The sequence below is a fragment of the Streptomyces sp. DSM 110735 genome (assembly GCF_016482685.1).
Taxonomy (GTDB): Bacteria; Actinomycetota; Actinomycetes; order Streptomycetales; family Streptomycetaceae; genus Streptomyces.
Genome location: NZ_JACYHF010000003.1, coordinates 416565 through 432276 on the forward strand (window position 1 = coordinate 416565; position 15712 = coordinate 432276).

Annotated in this window: 13 protein-coding genes; 4 read left to right on the forward strand and 9 right to left on the reverse strand. The window is 70.1% G+C overall.

The window, feature by feature from the left end; genetic code table 11:
* The first annotated feature begins 54 nt into the window (after window positions 1–54).
* Entirely contained in the window at window positions 55–2073 is a 2019-nt protein-coding gene (locus IF655_RS07315) for a bifunctional aldolase/short-chain dehydrogenase (protein WP_199583129.1), read from the forward strand.
* 62 nt (window positions 2074–2135) lie between these two features.
* Entirely contained in the window at window positions 2136–3539 is a 1404-nt protein-coding gene (locus tag IF655_RS07320; RefSeq protein WP_206775572.1) for a rhamnulokinase family protein, read from the forward strand.
* Window positions 3540–3628: 89 nt separating this feature from the next.
* Here the strand turns inward: IF655_RS07320 and IF655_RS07325 are convergent, their stop codons facing one another.
* The 4 genes from IF655_RS07325 to IF655_RS07340 form a co-directional block, all read right to left on the reverse strand.
* A complete protein-coding gene (locus tag IF655_RS07325; RefSeq protein ID WP_199583133.1) occupies window positions 3629–5245 on the reverse strand; it encodes a cation acetate symporter in 1617 nt (538 codons plus the stop codon).
* The gene (locus IF655_RS07330; RefSeq protein ID WP_199583135.1) at window positions 5242–5676 is read right to left on the reverse strand and encodes a DUF485 domain-containing protein; all 435 of its coding nucleotides are present in this window, start codon (window positions 5674–5676) and stop codon (window positions 5242–5244) included. Before IF655_RS07330 ends, IF655_RS07325 begins: the two co-directional genes overlap by 4 nt.
* Before the next feature lie 229 nt (window positions 5677–5905).
* Complete coding sequence (locus IF655_RS07335; protein WP_199583137.1) at window positions 5906–7633, reverse strand: thiamine pyrophosphate-dependent enzyme; 1728 nt, start codon at window positions 7631–7633, stop codon at window positions 5906–5908.
* Window positions 7634–7727: 94 nt separating this feature from the next.
* A complete protein-coding gene (locus IF655_RS07340) occupies window positions 7728–9314 on the reverse strand; it encodes an FMN-binding glutamate synthase family protein (RefSeq protein ID WP_199583139.1) in 1587 nt (528 codons plus the stop codon).
* A gap of 152 nt (window positions 9315–9466) precedes the next feature.
* Between IF655_RS07340 and IF655_RS07345 the strand changes: the two genes are divergently transcribed.
* Window positions 9467–10234 carry a metalloregulator ArsR/SmtB family transcription factor gene (locus tag IF655_RS07345; RefSeq protein ID WP_199583345.1) on the forward strand — a complete coding sequence of 256 codons (768 nt, stop codon included), beginning with the start codon at window positions 9467–9469 and terminating at the stop codon, window positions 10232–10234.
* 34 nt (window positions 10235–10268) lie between these two features.
* On the opposite strand, the gene IF655_RS07350 is transcribed toward IF655_RS07345, so the two are convergent.
* Window positions 10269–10805: a hypothetical protein gene (locus IF655_RS07350; RefSeq protein ID WP_199583141.1), complete on the reverse strand. Its 537-nt coding sequence runs from the start codon at window positions 10803–10805 to the stop codon at window positions 10269–10271.
* Window positions 10806–10922: 117 nt separating this feature from the next.
* Window positions 10923–11807 carry an SDR family NAD(P)-dependent oxidoreductase gene (locus IF655_RS07355; protein WP_199583143.1) on the reverse strand — a complete coding sequence of 295 codons (885 nt, stop codon included), beginning with the start codon at window positions 11805–11807 and terminating at the stop codon, window positions 10923–10925.
* Window positions 11808–11876: 69 nt separating this feature from the next.
* Here IF655_RS07355 and IF655_RS07360 point away from each other — a divergent pair, with 69 nt between their 5' ends.
* The gene (locus IF655_RS07360; RefSeq protein ID WP_199583145.1) at window positions 11877–12560 is read left to right on the forward strand and encodes a TetR/AcrR family transcriptional regulator; all 684 of its coding nucleotides are present in this window, start codon (window positions 11877–11879) and stop codon (window positions 12558–12560) included.
* 52 nt (window positions 12561–12612) lie between these two features.
* Here IF655_RS07360 and IF655_RS07365 read toward each other — a convergent pair whose 3' ends face one another.
* The 3 genes from IF655_RS07365 to IF655_RS07375 all read right to left on the reverse strand — a co-directional run bounded on the left by IF655_RS07365 (window position 12613) and on the right by IF655_RS07375 (window position 15339).
* Entirely contained in the window at window positions 12613–13014 is a 402-nt protein-coding gene (locus IF655_RS07365) for a hypothetical protein (RefSeq protein ID WP_018549471.1), read from the reverse strand.
* A 567-nt stretch (window positions 13015–13581) separates the two neighbouring features.
* A complete protein-coding gene (locus IF655_RS07370) occupies window positions 13582–13908 on the reverse strand; it encodes a hypothetical protein (protein WP_242488584.1) in 327 nt (108 codons plus the stop codon).
* Window positions 13909–14157: 249 nt separating this feature from the next.
* Complete coding sequence (locus IF655_RS07375) at window positions 14158–15339, reverse strand: phospholipase D-like domain-containing protein (protein WP_242488585.1); 1182 nt, start codon at window positions 15337–15339, stop codon at window positions 14158–14160.
* Between the last annotated feature and the right edge of the window lie 373 nt (window positions 15340–15712).

Here is a 15712-nt window from a genome sequence, read left to right on the forward strand (position 1 = left end):
GACCACGCGGCGGGGCACCACATAGGGGACCCGCACACGCCCGAGCAGCATCCCATGGTGGCTGAACTCCTGCACCGCGCCCACCGCCTCGGCGCCGATCCCCGCAACACGAACTACGCGGGCGGCAACGCCTCCGCGAAGGGCACCGCCCCCGACCCCGTGACCGGTGACGCCATCGACCTGATGTGGGTCAAGGGCTCGGGCGGCGACCTCGGCACCCTGACGGCGGAGGGTCTCGCCGTACTGCGCCTGGACCGGCTGCGGGCGCTCGTGGACGTCTTCCCCGGGGCGGACCGCGAGGACGAGATGGTCGCGGCGTTCGACTACTGCCTGCACGGCAAGGGCGGCGCCGCGCCGTCCATCGACACCGCGATGCACGCCCTGGTGGACGCCGCCCATGTGGACCATCTGCACCCGGACTCCGGTATCGCGCTGGCCTGCGCGGCGGACGGCGAGAAGCTGACCGCCGAGTGCTTCGGCGACCAGGTGGTGTGGGTGCCCTGGCGACGCCCCGGTTTCCAGTTGGGTCTGGACATCGCCCGCGTCAAGGAAGCCAACCCGCAGGCTGTCGGGGTGATCCTCGGTGGCCACGGGATCACCGCCTGGGGCGCCACCTCGGCGGAGTGCAAGCGCAACGCCCTGCACATCATCCGCACCGCCGAGACCTTCCTCGCCGCACGCGGAAAAGCGGAACCCTTCGGTCCGCTGCTCGCCGGGTACGCCCCGCTGGAGCCCGCCGCACGCCGCGACCGGGCAGCCGAGCTGGCCCCCACGATCCGTGCCCTCGCCTCCCGGGACCACCCCCAGGTCGGCCACTTCGACGACTCCGCCGAAGTCCTCGACTTCCTCTCCCGCGCCGAGCACCAAAGGCTCGCCGCCCTCGGCACCTCCTGCCCCGACCACTTCCTGCGGACGAAGGTGCGCCCCCTCGTCCTCGACCTGCCCCCGACCGCACCGCTCGACGAGGTGAAGGCGCGCCTGCGCGCACTGCACACCGCCTACCGCGAGGAGTACGCCGCCTACTACGCCCGGCACGCGCGCCCCGACTCCCCCGCGATGCGCGGCTCCGACCCGGCGATCGTCCTCGTCCCGGGGGTCGGCATGTTCTCGTACGGGAAGGACAAGCAGACGGCCCGGGTGGCGGGCGAGTTCTACCGCAACGCGATCCGCGTGATGCGCGGGGCCGAGGCGGTGTCGTCGTACGCGCCGATCGAGGAGCGCGAGAAGTTCCGCATCGAGTACTGGGAGTTGGAGGAGGCGAAGCTGCGGCGGCTGCCCGCGCCGCGGGCGCTGGCCACCCGCATCGCGCTGGTGACGGGCGGGGGTTCGGGCATCGGCCGCGCGGTCGCGCACCGGCTGGCCGCCGAGGGTGCCTGTGTGGTGGTGGCCGACCTCAAGGGCGCGGCGGCGGTGGCCGATGAACTGGGCGGTCCGGACAGGGCGGTTGGGGTCACGGTGGACGTGACGAGCGAGGAGCGGATCGCGGACGCCTTCCGCCGGGCCGTCCTGGCGTTCGGTGGGGTGGACCTGGTCGTCAACAGCGCCGGGATCTCCGTCTCCAAGCCGCTGCTCGACACGACGGTCCGGGACTGGGACCTCCAGCACGACATCATGGCCCGCGGCTCCTTCCTTGTCTCCCGCGAGGCGGCGCGGGTGATGACCGAGCAGCAACTGGGCGGCGACATCGTCTACATCACCTCCAAGAACGCGGTCTTCGCGGGCCCGAACAACATCGCCTACTCCGCCGCCAAGGCCGACCAGGCTCACCAAGTGCGCCTCTTGGCAGCCGAGTTGGGAGAGCACGGCATCCGGGTGAACGGCGTCAACCCCGACGGTGTGGTACGCGGTTCCGGCATCTTCGCGGGCGGCTGGGGCGCGCAGCGGGCGGCGACGTACGGCATCGAGGAGGAGAAGCTCGGGGAGTTCTACGCCCAACGCACCCTGCTCAAGCGGGAGGTGCTGCCCGAGCACGTGGCCAACGCGGTGTTCGCGCTGACCGGCGGCGACCTCACCCATACGACGGGCGCGCACATCCCGGTCGACGCGGGTGTGGCGGCCGCGTTCCTGCGGTGAGCGCCGGAACCGGGACGCACGCGTACGCCGCCGTCGACCTCGGCGCGTCCAGCGGGCGTGTCATGGTGGGACGCGTCGGTCCCGGCACCCTCCGTCTGACCGAGGCACACCGCTTCCCGAACCGTCCGGTACGGCTCCCCGGCGCCCTGCACTGGGACGTCCTCGCCCTCTACGCCGGGGTCCTCGACGGTCTGCGGGCCGCCGGACGCCTGACCCCCCTGACCTCGGTCGGCATCGACTCCTGGGCCGTCGACCACGGTCTCCTCGACGCCGACGGAGCCCTGCTCGGCAACCCGGTGCACTACCGGGACACCCGCACGAAGGGCGTGGCCGAGCGGGTGTGGGCGACGGTCCCGGCGGCGGAGCTGTACGCACGCACGGGCATCCAGTACGCCCCGTTCAACACCCTCTACCAACTGCTCGCCGCGCGGGACAGACCCCAACTGACAGCAGCGCGGCAGGCGTTGCTGATCCCGGACCTCCTGACGTACTGGCTCACCGGCACCCGCGGCACCGAACTCACCAACGCCTCCACCACCCAGCTCATCGACCCCAACACCCGTACGTGGGACGGGGAGCTGGCCCGACGGCTCGGGATCGACCTGACCCTCTTCGCCCCGCTGCGTCACCCGGGCGAACCGGCGGGGCATCTGCTGCCCGGCGTCCTGGCGGAGACCGGTATGACCGGTCCGCTCCCCCTCACCACGGTCGCCTCGCACGACACGGCGTCCGCCGTCGCGACGGTACCGGCCCGCGCCGGGGAGCGGTTCGCGTACATCTGCACCGGCACCTGGTCCCTCGCGGGGCTCGAACTCGACGCCCCCGTCCTCACCGAGGCGAGCCGCCGGGCCAACTTCACCAACGAACTCGGTCTGGACGCAACCGTCCGCTATCTGCGCAACATCATGGGTCTCTGGCTCCTCCAGGAGTGCCTGCGCGCCTGGGACGAGCCGAACCTGCCCCAACTCCTGTCAGAAGCAGCGGACTCGGAGCCCCTCGGATCGGTCGTGGACGCGAGCGACCCCGTCTTCCTCGCCCCGGGCGACATGCCGGACCGCATCGCCACAGCCTGCCGCGCCACCGGACACCCCGTGCCGCGGAGCCGAGCCGCCACCGTCCGCTGTGTCCTGGACTCCCTGGCCCTGGCGCACCGCCGAGCCGTCCGGGACGCCCAGCGCCTCGCCGACCACCCGGTGGACGTGGTCCACCTGGTCGGCGGCGGCGCCCGCAACGCCCTGCTCTGCCAACTGACCGCCGACGCCTGCGGTCTCCCCGTCATCGCCGGTCCCATCGAGGCGGCCGCCCTCGGGAACGTCCTCGTCCAGGCACGCGCTCACGGCGACACCGGCCCCTCCCTCACCGACCTGCGCACCCTCGTGGCCGACACCCAGCCCTTGCGGCGCTACGAGCCACGGGGCACGGCGGAGGCGTGGCAGACGGCGGAACGACGACTCGGCGGGGTGTGACCCCCGGACGGCAAGAGCCGCCGCGCCGCCTCCAACGCCCTTGCGGTCAGCGCCCCTTCACGTACCGCCCCCTTCACGCACCGCCCCCTTCACGGCGTCCGGTCCCGTGACGGCGGTCCCGTCAGCAGCCGGTGCTCGGCGGATTCGTAGCGGCTGCGTTCCCGGTCGGCGGCGGACTTGCCGGAGAGCAGGCTGGTGAGCCAGCCGGCGAGGAAGCCCGCGGGGATGGAGGCGAGGGCGGCGGTGTTGTACGGGAACCAGTCGAAGTCCGCCTCGGGGAAAGCGGCCAGGGGTGATCCCGAGACGAGGGTCGTGCCCGGGGTCAACGCCAGGACCGTGACCGAGCCGACGACGAGCGTGGCGAGCAGACCCGCGCGGGTGTAGCGGCGCCAGAAGAGGGTGTAGAGGAGCGCGGGCGCGATGGCCGAGGCGCCGAGGGTGAAGGAGAGGGTCGCCAGGGGCTGGAGGCTGCGGTGCTGGGCGAGAGCCGCGACCAGGATGACGGGGATGCCGACGAGCAGGGCGCACGAGCGGGCGAGGGTGAGTTCGCGCGCCGGGGGCAGCGGGGTGGGTCGGGAGGCGGTCAGGTCGTGGGCGAGGGCGTTGGCGCAGGCGAGCGTCATGCTCGCCACGGAGGCGAGCAGGGTGAGGAAGACGGCGGTGGTGACGGTGGCGAAGAGCAGGCTCTCGGGGCGGGAGAGACCGCTGCCGAAGGCGGCGCGGGCGCCGAGCAGATAGGCGGTGGTGCCATGGGGGTCGGCGCCGGTGATGCGCACGTGTCCGAGGAGGGCGGTGGCGCCGGTGCAGATCAGGACGAGCATCAGGATGAACAGGGTGACCGAGGAGACCGCCCAGGACATGGCCCGGCGCACCTGGCGCGGTGTTCCGGCGGTGTACATGCGCATGGTGACGTGCGGCAGGCAGGCGGCGCCGAGCACGATGGCGCACTGGGTGCTGGCCATGTCGAGGGCGGGGTGCGGGCTGCTGGAGTACTGCAGCCCCCAGCGCAGATAGGCGGGACCGGCGCCGCTCTGGTGCGCGGCGGTACGGAACAGGGTCTCGGTGCTCCAGCCGAAGGTGTGCAGGATCAGTCCGCTGACGACGAGACCGGAGGCGAGGAGCATCACCGTCTTGAAGATCTGGACGAGCGCGGTGCCCCGCATCCCGCCGAGGGCGGCGTAGCTGATCATGAGTATCCCGGCGCCGACCACGCAGCCGTTCTTCATGGCCGGTTCGGTGAACCCCAGGACGTAGGCGAGGAGTTCACCCACACCGGCGAGCTGGACGATCATCATCGGGACGAGCGCGAGCAGGGTGACCGCGCAGGCGGCGATGCGCACGGACCGCGCCGGATGGCGGTGGCCGAGGACGTCGCCCATGGTGTAGCGGCCGGTGTTGTGGAGCGGCTCGGCGAGCAGGAACATCAGCAGGAGCAGGGAGAGTACGGCGCTGAGGGCGAGGACCACTCCGTCGTAGCCGCACAGCGCGATGATGCCGCCGATGGTGAGGACGGTGGCGGCGGAGATGTAGTCCCCGGCGATGGCGAGTCCGTTGCGCAGGGGCGAGAGGGATTTGTAGCCGGTGTAGAACTCGGCGAGGTCGTCCGCGTCCGGGCCGGTGAGGACGCAGAGCAGCAGGGTCAGGGCGACGACGGAGCAGAAGGCGGCCAGGGACCAGGACTGCGCGGGACCGCTGAACTCCGTCACCGGGTTCCTTCCCGGTGCGCCGGGTGCGACTGGCGGGCGCGGTGGATCAGCGGGTCGACGACGGAGCGCGCGGAGGCTTCGTAGAGCAGGACGGCCAGCCAGGTGACGGGGATCTGCGCGAGGGCCAGCACGAGACCGGTGGGCAGCCCGCCGGGTCCCGGACGGGTCATGAGCCCCGGCGCCTTGACCGTCAGTGCGAGGAACCCGGCGAAGTAGCCCAGCGCGGTCAGGGACGGCACGCGTCGCTGCCAGCGGTAGGCGCGGCGTAACAGGCGGAGGGTGCGGTGCGGTCCGGAGCGCCGGCCCGTGGGCTCCGGGCGGCTCGATCCGTCTTCCTGTGACCAACTGGGTGTGTGCGGGGGTGTGCCGGTGGGGTGGCGGTGGTCGGACGGCGGTGGGCCGGAGGGAAACTCGGAGCTGTCGTCGGACATGTCGAATCTCCTGGCGGGGACTGAGCCCTGGACGGCACGGATCGGAGTCGTAGGCCCATCGCACATAGTGCGGGTCGAGGTCATGGAGTGCGCGAATATGTCGGCCGACAGGGACAGTTACCCATGACCTTATGTCGACATGTTTCCAGTCGACGGCCGTTATCGGCCAAAGAGCACGGCGCGACCGTCCGCCCCGGACCGGCCGCGCCGTGCTCTTCGGCGGCGCCGCTCAGCCGCCCGAACTCGACAGGTTCTCCCGCACCTTGGCGATGGCGAACCCCCAGCCCTGCTGGACCGTCGCCTTGCCGGGTACGGCGATCTCGTCGGGGTTGGTGAGCACGTCCAGCAGGACGGGTCCCGGTTCCGCGAACGCGCGCTTCACCGCGTCGGACAGTTCCTCGGGCTGGGTGACGCGGATGCCGGGGATGCCGAGAGCCTGGGCGACGGCGGCGAAGTCCGGGTTGTCGAGGACGGTGCCGAACTCCGGCAGTCCGGCCTGTTCCTGCTCCAGCTTGACCATGCCGAGTCGCTGGTTGTCGAAGACGACGAGCTTGACCGGAAGCCGCTCGGTGCGGATCGTCATCAGGTCGCCGAGCAGCATGGACAGTCCGCCGTCGCCGCAGAAGGCGACCACCTGCCGGTCCCGGTCGAGCAGTTGGGCGCCGATCGCCTGGGGCATGGCGTTGGCCATCGAGCCGAGGTTGTACGAGCCGAGCAGGCGGCGGTCGCCGCGCATCTCCACGAACCGGGAGAGCCACACCGTGGCCATGCCGGTGTCGGAGGTGAACACCGCGTCGTCGCTCGCGGCGGCGTCCACGGCAAGCGCCAGCGCCTCGGGGCGTACGAGGTGCGAGCGGTTGTCGAACGCCGAGCGGACCTTGCCGAGCAGCCCCCGGTCGTGGCCGGGCGAGGCGAGGTCCCGCTGGCCCTCCTGCCACTTGGTGAACTTCGCCCGCGCCGCGTCGAGATGACCCCGGTCCGTACGCGGCCGGACGCGATCGAGCAGCCCGCGCAGGGTCGGACCCACGTCCGCCGCGAGCCCCACGTCCACGGGCACGCGGCGTCCGATATGCTCCGCGACCCGGTCGATCTGGATCACCTTCTTGCCCTCGGGATACCAGTCCCGGTACGGGAAGTCGGTGCCCAGCAGCACCAGGGTGTCGGCGTGGTCCATCGCGCGGGCGGCGGCCGGGTTGCCGATGAGCCCGGTCTGGCCGACCTGGTAGGGGTTGTCGCCCTCGAAGCCCTCCTTGGCCTTGAGGGTGAGCACCATCGGCGCGGCCAGCCGCTCGGCCAGGGCGAGGACCTCCTCGCGGCAGCCGCGCGCTCCCCTGCCGACGAGCAGTGTGACCTTGCCGCCGTCGTCGATCACGGAGGCGGCTTCGTCGAGCGCGGGGTCGTCGGGCCGGTTGGCGGAGCCGGTCAGCGACAGCCGGACCGGCCGGTCATCGGGCAGCTCCAGCTCACCGATGTCGCCGGGAACCGTGAGCACGGCAACCCCGCGCCGCCCGACGGCGGTGCGCACCGCGACCTCCAGGAGCGCCGGGAGCTGCGCGGGCGAGGTGACGGTGGCGCGGAAGACGGCGACGTCCTTGAAGAGCAGGTCGTTGTCGACCTCCTGGAAGTAGTCGGTGCCCAGCTCCGCCTGCGGGACCTGTCCGGCGATGGCGAGCACCGGCGTGCCGCTCTTCGCGGCGTCGTAGAGCCCGTTCAGCAGGTGGACCGAGCCGGGTCCGACCGTGCCCATGCAGACCCCGAGCGTGTCGGTGAGCTGGGACTGGGCACCGGCCGCGAACGCCGCCGCCTCCTCGTGACGGCAGCCGACCCAGGACACGGCATCGGAGGTGCGGATGGCGTCGGTGAACGGGTTGAGCGCGTCGCCGACGACGCCGAAGACGTGACGCACCCCCAGTTCCTCCAGCGTGTCCACGACGAGACGGGCGACGGTACGGGCCATGGGGATCGTCCTCTCCGCGGGCCCTCGTGGCCCACTGGTGTCACACGGCGGGCGTGGTGCCGCCGCACGGATTTCAGGTACGGGTACCGGCGCGTCAGCCGGTGAAACGGTCGGCGTCGGCGGTCTTCCAGTCGGCCGCCCACGCGGCTGGGGGCTGGGCGGTCAGCTCGCCGGGGGCGAGCCAGTCGTAGAGCCCGGCGTAGGAGCTGAAGTCGCCGTAGGGCGTGTCACGGCGGCGCAGCATCTCCGGGCGCAGGTCCCGGGGGTCGCTCACGCCCATCGCGGCCATGATCTGCTGGGCGCTGCGGACGGTCGCCTCCTGGTAGCGGCGGACCCGCTCGGACTTGTCGGTGACGTCCAGGGCGCGGGCGCGGCGCGGGTCCTGGGTGGTGACGCCGGTGGGGCAGCGGTTGGTGTGGCAGCGCTGGGCCTGGATGCAGCCGACGGCGAACATCATGCTGCGGGCCGCGTTGGTGTAGTCGGCACCCATGAGGAGCCGCTTGACGATGTCCGATCCGGTGGCGACCTTTCCGCTGGCGCCGACCCGGATACGGTCGCGCAGTCCGGCGCCGGTCAGGGCGTTGTGGACGGTGATCAGCCCCTCGGTGAGCGGCATCCCGAGGTGGTCGGCGAACTCCAGCGGCGCCGCGCCCGTACCGCCCTCGGCGCCGTCCACCACGATGAAGTCGGGGGTGACGCCCTCGGCCAGCATCGCCTTGCACACGGCGAGGAACTGGGCCCGCGAGCCCGGGCAGAGCTTGAACCCGACGGGCTTGCCGCCCGCGAGGTCGCGCATCCTGGCCAGGAAGCCGACCAGCTCGCGCGGGGTGTGGAACGCGCGGTGGTACGGCGGTGAGATCACCGTCTCCCCCCGCGGCACCCCGCGCACCTTCGCTATCTCGGCGTTGACCTTGCCGCCGGGCAGGACGCCGCCGATGCCCGGCTTGGCGCCCTGGGACAGCTTGAGCGAGACGCACTTGACGGAGGGGTGGGCGGCCTTCTCCCGGAACTGCTCGGCGTCGAAGCCGCCGTCCTCGGTACGGCAGCCGAAGTACCCCGTGCCGATCTCCCACACAAGGTCGCCGCCGGGGCGCAGGTGGTACTCGGAGAGTCCGCCCTCGCCGGTGTCGTGCGCGAAACCCCCGCGCGCGGCACCGGTGTTGAGGGCGAGGACCGCGTTGGCGGAGAGCGAGCCGAAGCTCATCGCGGAGACGTTGAGCAGCGCCATGTCGTACGGCTGGGCGCAGTCGGGTCCGCCGATCCTGACCCTGGGCGGTGTGTCCGGGGTGTCGACGGGCGCCATCGACGGCACCAGGAACTCGTATCCCCGCGCATACATGTCCCGTTCGCTGCCGAAGGGTTCCTCGGCGTCGATGCCCTTCGCCCGCTCGTACACGATGTTGCGGGTGTCACGGTCGTAGGGGCGTCCGTCGAAGTTCCGCTCGACGAAGTACTGCTGGAGTTCCGGGCGGATCGCTTCGAGGAGATAGCGGGCGTGCCCGACGACGGGGTAGTTGCGCAAGACCGTGTGACGGCGCTGGAGGAGGTCGTAACCACCCAGCACGCCGACGGCACCCAGAAAGCCCGCCGCGAGCCACCACCACGGGGAGGCGAGCACGGCGGCGGACGCCGCGGTCGCGGCACCGATCAGAAGGAGACCCACGGCTCCGAAACGCACCATGCTCTCCCCGATAACCCCTATCGGGGCTCTCATGCCGCCACCGGGCAGAACACCGCTCTTCGACGGGCTGCGACCGGTCCCGGCCGACCGCCCACCGACCTCCGATTGACATGCAGGCAAATGCCTGCATGATTGAGGGTGTGAGCAGCGAGATGGACCGGGTCTTCAAGGCCCTGGCCGATCCGACCAGGCGGTTCGTGCTGGACACGCTGCGCGAGAACAACGGCCGGACGCTGGGCGAGCTGTGCGAGAGCGTGCAGATGACCCGGCAGTCACTGACCCAGCACCTCGGGGTGCTGGAGGCAGCCCGTCTCGTCAGCACCGTCCGCAAGGGCCGCGAGAAGTTGCACTACCTCAACCCCGTGCCGCTCCACGAGATCCAGGAGCGGTGGATCAGCGCCTTCGACCGGCCACGGCTGGACGCGCTGAGCGCACTGAAACAGAAAGCGGAGTCCGCCATGAGCGCCGAGAACGAACCGCGCCCCGAGTTCGTCCACACCACCTACATCGCCGCCACCCCGGAAAAGGTCTGGGAGTGCCTCATGGACCCCGAGGCGACGGCGGCGTACTGGTTCCACCACAACGTCTCCGACTGGCAGCCCGGCTCCCCCTGGGCGCACCGCCGCCTCGACGAGTCCGGCATCGACGACGTCGTCGGCACCGTGGTGGAGATCGAGGCGCCGCGCCGCCTGGTGCTGACCTGGGCGGGCCCGGACGAGGAGCGTCCCGACGGCCCGTCCCGGGTGACCTTCGAGCTCAAGCCGTACGGCGACACCGTCCAGCTCACCGTGACCCACGTCAACCTGCGCGACGAGAAGGAGCTGCGCCAGATCTCGGGCGGCTGGAGCTTCGTCCTGTCCAGCCTCAAGTCGTACGCCGAGACGGGCAAGGCGCTGCCGCTCCCGGCCTGGGGCGCCTGAGCCCGTCAGGGTACGGCGAGGTGCGCGCCCTCTGTCAGCCCTGCTCCGCTCCGGTCAGCGCCTCGGCGATCAGGCGGGTGGCGAAGTCGCGGTCGTCGGTGATCCGGTTGATGTGCTCCGCGAGCAGAACGGTCGTCGCCTCCAGGGGGTTCATCTCGGCGTCGGTCCAGCGTCCGTACTGACCGCGCCACAGGTTGGGACTCAGTCCGGTACCGGCCGCGATGAGCAGTCCCGCCATGGTGGGGACGACCTCGGGGCGGAAGGTCTTGGGCATCATGCGCATCGTGGCGATCAGCGGGACCACCACGTACTCGTTGACGTCCTTGTCCTCCGCCTCGCACGCCATCCGCAGCCACTTCATGAACGTGTAGATGAGCGTGCACGTGCCTTCGAGCAGGGCCTCGAGTCCCGTGGGACCCATGGCCGCCGCGAACCGGTCGAGCAGTTCCTGCTGTTCGGGGTCGGTCCCGGTCCCGCCGTCGTAGATGGCCTGGAGCCGGGAGTCGACCATCATCAGCGCCGCGCCCACATCGCCGACGGGAGCGCGTGCCGGATCACAGGGTGAGGACACAGGGCTCCTCCTCGTGGGGCCATGGCGGACAGTGCGTCATGACGCCACGTTAGACCGCCGATCGACCGGGTGGTGGCAGTTGTTCTCGATACCGGCGCTTTTCTTCCTTCGCCCCCCTCAGGGCAGCTCCACCGGGTAGGGCTGCCCGAAGTCGGCGGAGCGGCTGACCTCCTCCCAGGCGGTGGCTTCCGCCGTCCGGTGGCGGGAGTGCTCCAGCGCCATGGTCGCGGCGTTCACCCCGAGGGGAAGGTGACCCGGGACCTCGCCGCGGTGGACGGTACGGACGATGATCTCCGCGGCGCGCGCCGGGTCTCCGGCCGCTCCGGCGGTGTTCTGCCGCACGCGGCGGTTCATCTCGCCGACCGTCGCGTCGTACGCCTCGGGGATGTCGTGCACCGTCATGGACGAGCCCGCCCAGTCGGTGGCGAAGCCGCTCGGCTCGACGACCATCACCCGCACGCCGAACGGCGCCGTCTCCGCGGCAAGGACCCGGCTGAAGCCGTCGACCGCGAACTTGGCCGCCTGGTAGGAGGCGATGCCCGGCGAACCGCCGACGCGGCCGCCGATCGAGGAGATCTGCACGACCGTGCCCGAGCCCTGACGGCGCAGAACGGGCAGAGCCGCCTTGGTGACGTTGTAGACGCCCCAGAAGTTCGTCTCGAACTGCGCGTGGAAGTCGGCGTCGGAGGAGGTCTCGATCGGGGACACGTTCGCGTATCCCGCGTTGTTCACGAGCACGTCGATACGCCCGAAGCGGTCCGGTGCCGCGTCGATCGCGTCGCGCGCCGCCGCCGGATCCGTGACGTCCAGGGCGACAGGGAGGACGCGGTCGCCGTGCTCGCCGAACGCCCCGGCGAGGACCTCGGGACGGCGTGCGGTGGCCACGACGAGGTCGCCCGCCTCCAGCGCGGCGACCGCCAGGGCGCGGCCGAGACCGCGGGACGAACCGGTGATGAACCAGACCTTCTGCTGATCGTTCTTACTGCTCACGTGGACGCTCATGCACTTAGTGAAACACCGTTGCCGTAATAACGCAACGTCGTTTCACTAAACCCTCCTATCATGGCGTCCATGACTGATCAGGCCGCCTTCCAGCGGGCTCGCAGCGCCCAGGCCAAGCAGGCGCGCGAAGCCGCGATCCTCGACGCGGCCCGTGCGCTCGGGCGCCGACGCGGCATCCGGGAGGTCACGCTCACCGACATCGCCGCCGAGGTCGGCATGCACAAGTCCGCGCTGCTGCGGTACTTCGAGACGCGGGAGCAGATCTTCCTCGACCTCACCGCGGAGGGCTGGCGGGAGTGGTCCGCCGCGTTGCGCGCGGAGTTCGGGAAGCACGAGCGGGCCACACCCCCGACGATCTCCGCCGCCTTCGCCACCACCCTGTCCGAGCGCCCCCTGTTCTGCGACCTGCTCGCACAGGCACCCCTGAACCTGGAGCGCAACGTTTCCATCGAGGCGGTACGCCGCTTCAAGCTGGTCACCCTGGAGGAGGTCGCGCTGATCACCGGCGAACTGGACCGCCTGCTCGGCCTGACCGAACAGCAGGCCGTCGACACGGTCGCCACCGCCACCGGCATGGCCGGAGCCCTGTGGCAGATGTCCACCCCGGGCCCCCGCCTGCGCGACCTCTACACAAGCGACCCCCGCCTCACCCACGCCCTCGTCGAGGTGGAACCCCGCCTGCACCGCGTCCTGACCGCGCTGCTCACGGGGTTGGAGGGAGCGGGGCGCGCACACCGTGTGGTCACCGACTGACCCCCAAGGGGCCGCGCCCGTCGGACGCGGCCCCTGCCGTGGTGCACCTCTGCTAGTCGAGCAGCGTGACCGAGTAGTCCAGCGTGGTCCCGGTGACGGAGTACGTCGCCGTCTGGCCGTTGTCGCAGTACGAGACGTACCGGTTGCCGTAGTTCTTGGTACCGGCGACGGCGTCGACGTACGGGCGCAGGTCGGTGCCCTCCGGGAACGACGTGGTCGTCAGGTCGATGGTCCTCGTCTGGTTCACGGGGTACGCGTCGGTCGACGGCGACTGCTCCCCGGTACGGGTGGTCGCGGCCCAGGAGAGCACGAACCCCGAGTTGTTCACCACCGCGACCTTCTGGACACAGGGCTCCGCCTGCGCGGGCGCGGCCTGCGCGGTCACCGCCGGGACGGCGGCGAGGGCGACGGCGCCCATCAGCGGCAGCGCGGTCCTGAAGAGCTTGCGGTTCATCGTTCGACTCCCTCTCGTAGGACATCAAGTCCCTTGCTGTGTACGGGACTTGGGATGCGGCGCGAGTACCCGGAGATGTTCCGCAACCACTCCCGCCCTTCGGCCGACGCAGGGAATCGGCCATTCGTTCGGATCGGAGGAACGCGGCTGGGTGCGCTGGCGCGTGAGACACGTGTCAAGACTGCTGACCTCCCGCGCGGTCACGCCCGCCGCCGGGGCTCATAAGGCGTCACCGGCTGGTCGTGTGATGCCGTCGTACGAGGCACGGATGGATACGGAATGGCCGAATCCGAAGGCGGTCAGGCCGACCGAACGTCTCCTGGAGACCCCAGTTCAGACAGCCGGTGGCGAGCCCGAAGACGCCGAGGGCCAGCGGCGGATACGCCGTCCGGGCTCGCCAGGTGGGCGATGGTCGCCGCGTTCTCGGACGCCTCCGCGTAACGGCCCACCGCCGTGAGGCCGGTGATCGCCTCGGCGTTCGGCCCGTCGGGCGCCTGCGGGCCTGCGGACCGTAGACACCGAGAGCGCCCGCAGGACGAGCGAGCGTCTACTCCGTCACCGTCACCGTCACCGCGGCCGGGCTGTATGCGTGGTGCAGCTTTCGATTACTGCGAGTAGGTGCCGAGTGTCGGTGAGATCCGGCAGGACGTGGTGGGCTCCGGCGGCTGCGAGCTCTTGAGGACTGGTAGTTCCGGAGGCCACCGCCACGCGCACGAGAGCGAGCCGGTGGGCATCGTCGGACGCGTATCCGCCGCTGGCGAGATCGAGATGCCTGTCCAGGCCCAGCGCCTTGAGCTTGATCTCGGCGCTGCCCTGCAGATTGCCGGTGACCACGGTCGGTACGGTCTCCGGGGTGCGGGCGACGGCAGCCAGTGCGGCGGGAGCGCCGGGCATGACCCGGCCCGTGCGGACGAGGTCGTTACGAGGATCATGCGGCGGCTCACTCCTTCAGGACGGGGCGGCCGCGGTCGAGGAGACGTCGCGCGGTGACCCAGGCGCGCGTCAGGTCCTGATTCTCTGGTTGACGGGCCAGGTCACCGCACAGCAATTGGCCTACATCTGAGCACGGGCACCACAAACACACCAGGCAGCCACGGCGGCCCCCCAAACCGCCGTTACGCCACGGACGTGACAAAAGAGGGGCTACTCGACGCCTGCGGGGTCACACGCTCGCGGGTTGACCCAGAGGTGCTGGAACTGGTTGATGTAGCGGTTGGTGACATCTCCGTCGATGACGCGCAGCATCGCGTCATTCGCACGGTAGGCCGAGTTCTCCGTGATGTTGTAGGAGCCGACGAACACGGGCTTGCGCCATTCGCCGGCGTACCGCGCGTCGATCAGCAGGAGTTTGTTGTGGCTCCAGCCATCACAGTGGACATCACTGGCCGAAATGCCGTAACTACCCGTCAGGACATTGAGGCCCGCTTCTTTCTGAACAATGATCTTGACGTCGCACCCAAGGCCGCGCAGGCGACGGAGCTCGGCGGCGATCGCACTTGAGTAAGCGCTGCTGTCGAACTCGCTGGCCTCCATCCAGACGCGGTCGTTCCCGGGCTCGCACGCGGAGACGTTGCCGAGAATGTCGGCGATCCGGTTGGCGCCCGGCTGCGGGTAGAAGTACGCCTTGGAGAGATCGTTGCTTCCGTCGATCATCCGGTCCGAGTTGGTGCTCCACGTGACGCCGTCATAGGTCCAGCCATGGGCGAAAAGCCGACGCCAGTAGTTGACGTAGGCGGAGAAGAGGGCGGTGTCGTCACGGCTGATCAACAGGTTCTGAGCATGAGTGGCCTGGGAGTCCTTCAGGTTGCTCGAACTCTGGATGACAAGCTTCGTGTCACCCTTCTGGATCAGGAAGAACTTGTTGTGCATCGAGCCGTGACCGGGATCGGCACAGGCGTCAGCGCAACTCTCGACATCTATGCCGTTGTCGCGGAGATAGGTGATGATCTCCGATTCCGTCGGACCGACCACGACGCGAACGCTCACGCCGCTGCGCTGGGCCCGCACAAGGGAGTCCGCAATCGTCTGACCGCCACCGGAGCGGTACCAGTTGTAGAGCGCGACGCGGATGTAGTTCCCCTTCTCACCGGCGGCGGACGCGTCCGCCGTGGCGTCGATCTTGCCCTTGATCTTGGAAACGAGCAGGAGATCCTGTACTCCGCCCCCGTAGATGAAACAGGTCTCGTAGCGACCGGACGTGGAGACCTCGCAGTCACTGGTCTCGGCCGAGGCGGGCGGCGCCGAGATCATGGCTGCCAGCAGGGCCAGGATGAACAGCATCGCACTTGTAAGTGAGCGCTGCTTGAAGACGGGTCTGTTGATCATCGGAGGATGATATGGCATGTACACAACCGTGGGTCAATGCCGTGACAAGCGGATTCGCGGCCTGCGGCCGTCCTCGCTGTCGCGTCGCCACCCGGTCCAGCCGTTCATCGTCTTCACCGCACCGGCCCTGAGGCGATGCAAAGCGATGTCCATGGATCCCTGCGCGTAAGAACCCATAAGAGCTAGTAACACGATCAAGGGTGTGCCTTATTGAGGCGTCTCCAGCAGATCCGGTCAAGGATGCTGGTCCCAACTGGTCCCCAAAACGGCCGAGGGCCGGTTTCAGATTTCTCTGAAACCGGCCCTGAGCTGCGACTCTCACAAGTCGGGACGACAGGATTTGAACCTGCGACCCCTTGACCCCCAGTGATCT

What these genes read in the sequence shown, in the direction of transcription:
- IF655_RS07315 (WP_199583129.1), top strand. Translation starts at nt 55, where the DNA reads ATGGTGGCTGAACTCCTGCACCGCGCCCACCGCCTCGGCGCCGATCCC.
- IF655_RS07345 (WP_199583345.1), top strand. Translation starts at nt 9,467, where the DNA reads ATGGACCGGGTCTTCAAGGCCCTGGCCGATCCGACCAGGCGGTTCGTG.
- IF655_RS07365 (WP_018549471.1), bottom strand. Translation starts at nt 13,014, where the DNA reads ATGAACCGCAAGCTCTTCAGGACCGCGCTGCCGCTGATGGGCGCCGTC.
- IF655_RS07375 (WP_242488585.1), bottom strand. Translation starts at nt 15,339, where the DNA reads ATGATCAACAGACCCGTCTTCAAGCAGCGCTCACTTACAAGTGCGATG.
- IF655_RS07335 (WP_199583137.1), bottom strand. Translation starts at nt 7,633, where the DNA reads ATGGCCCGTACCGTCGCCCGTCTCGTCGTGGACACGCTGGAGGAACTG.
- IF655_RS07360 (WP_199583145.1), top strand. Translation starts at nt 11,877, where the DNA reads ATGACTGATCAGGCCGCCTTCCAGCGGGCTCGCAGCGCCCAGGCCAAG.
- IF655_RS07340 (WP_199583139.1), bottom strand. Translation starts at nt 9,314, where the DNA reads ATGGTGCGTTTCGGAGCCGTGGGTCTCCTTCTGATCGGTGCCGCGACC.
- IF655_RS07320 (WP_206775572.1), top strand. Translation starts at nt 2,136, where the DNA reads ATGGTGGGACGCGTCGGTCCCGGCACCCTCCGTCTGACCGAGGCACAC.
- IF655_RS07330 (WP_199583135.1), bottom strand. Translation starts at nt 5,676, where the DNA reads ATGTCCGACGACAGCTCCGAGTTTCCCTCCGGCCCACCGCCGTCCGAC.
- IF655_RS07355 (WP_199583143.1), bottom strand. Translation starts at nt 11,807, where the DNA reads ATGAGCGTCCACGTGAGCAGTAAGAACGATCAGCAGAAGGTCTGGTTC.
- IF655_RS07370 (WP_242488584.1), bottom strand. Translation starts at nt 13,908, where the DNA reads ATGCCCGGCGCTCCCGCCGCACTGGCTGCCGTCGCCCGCACCCCGGAG.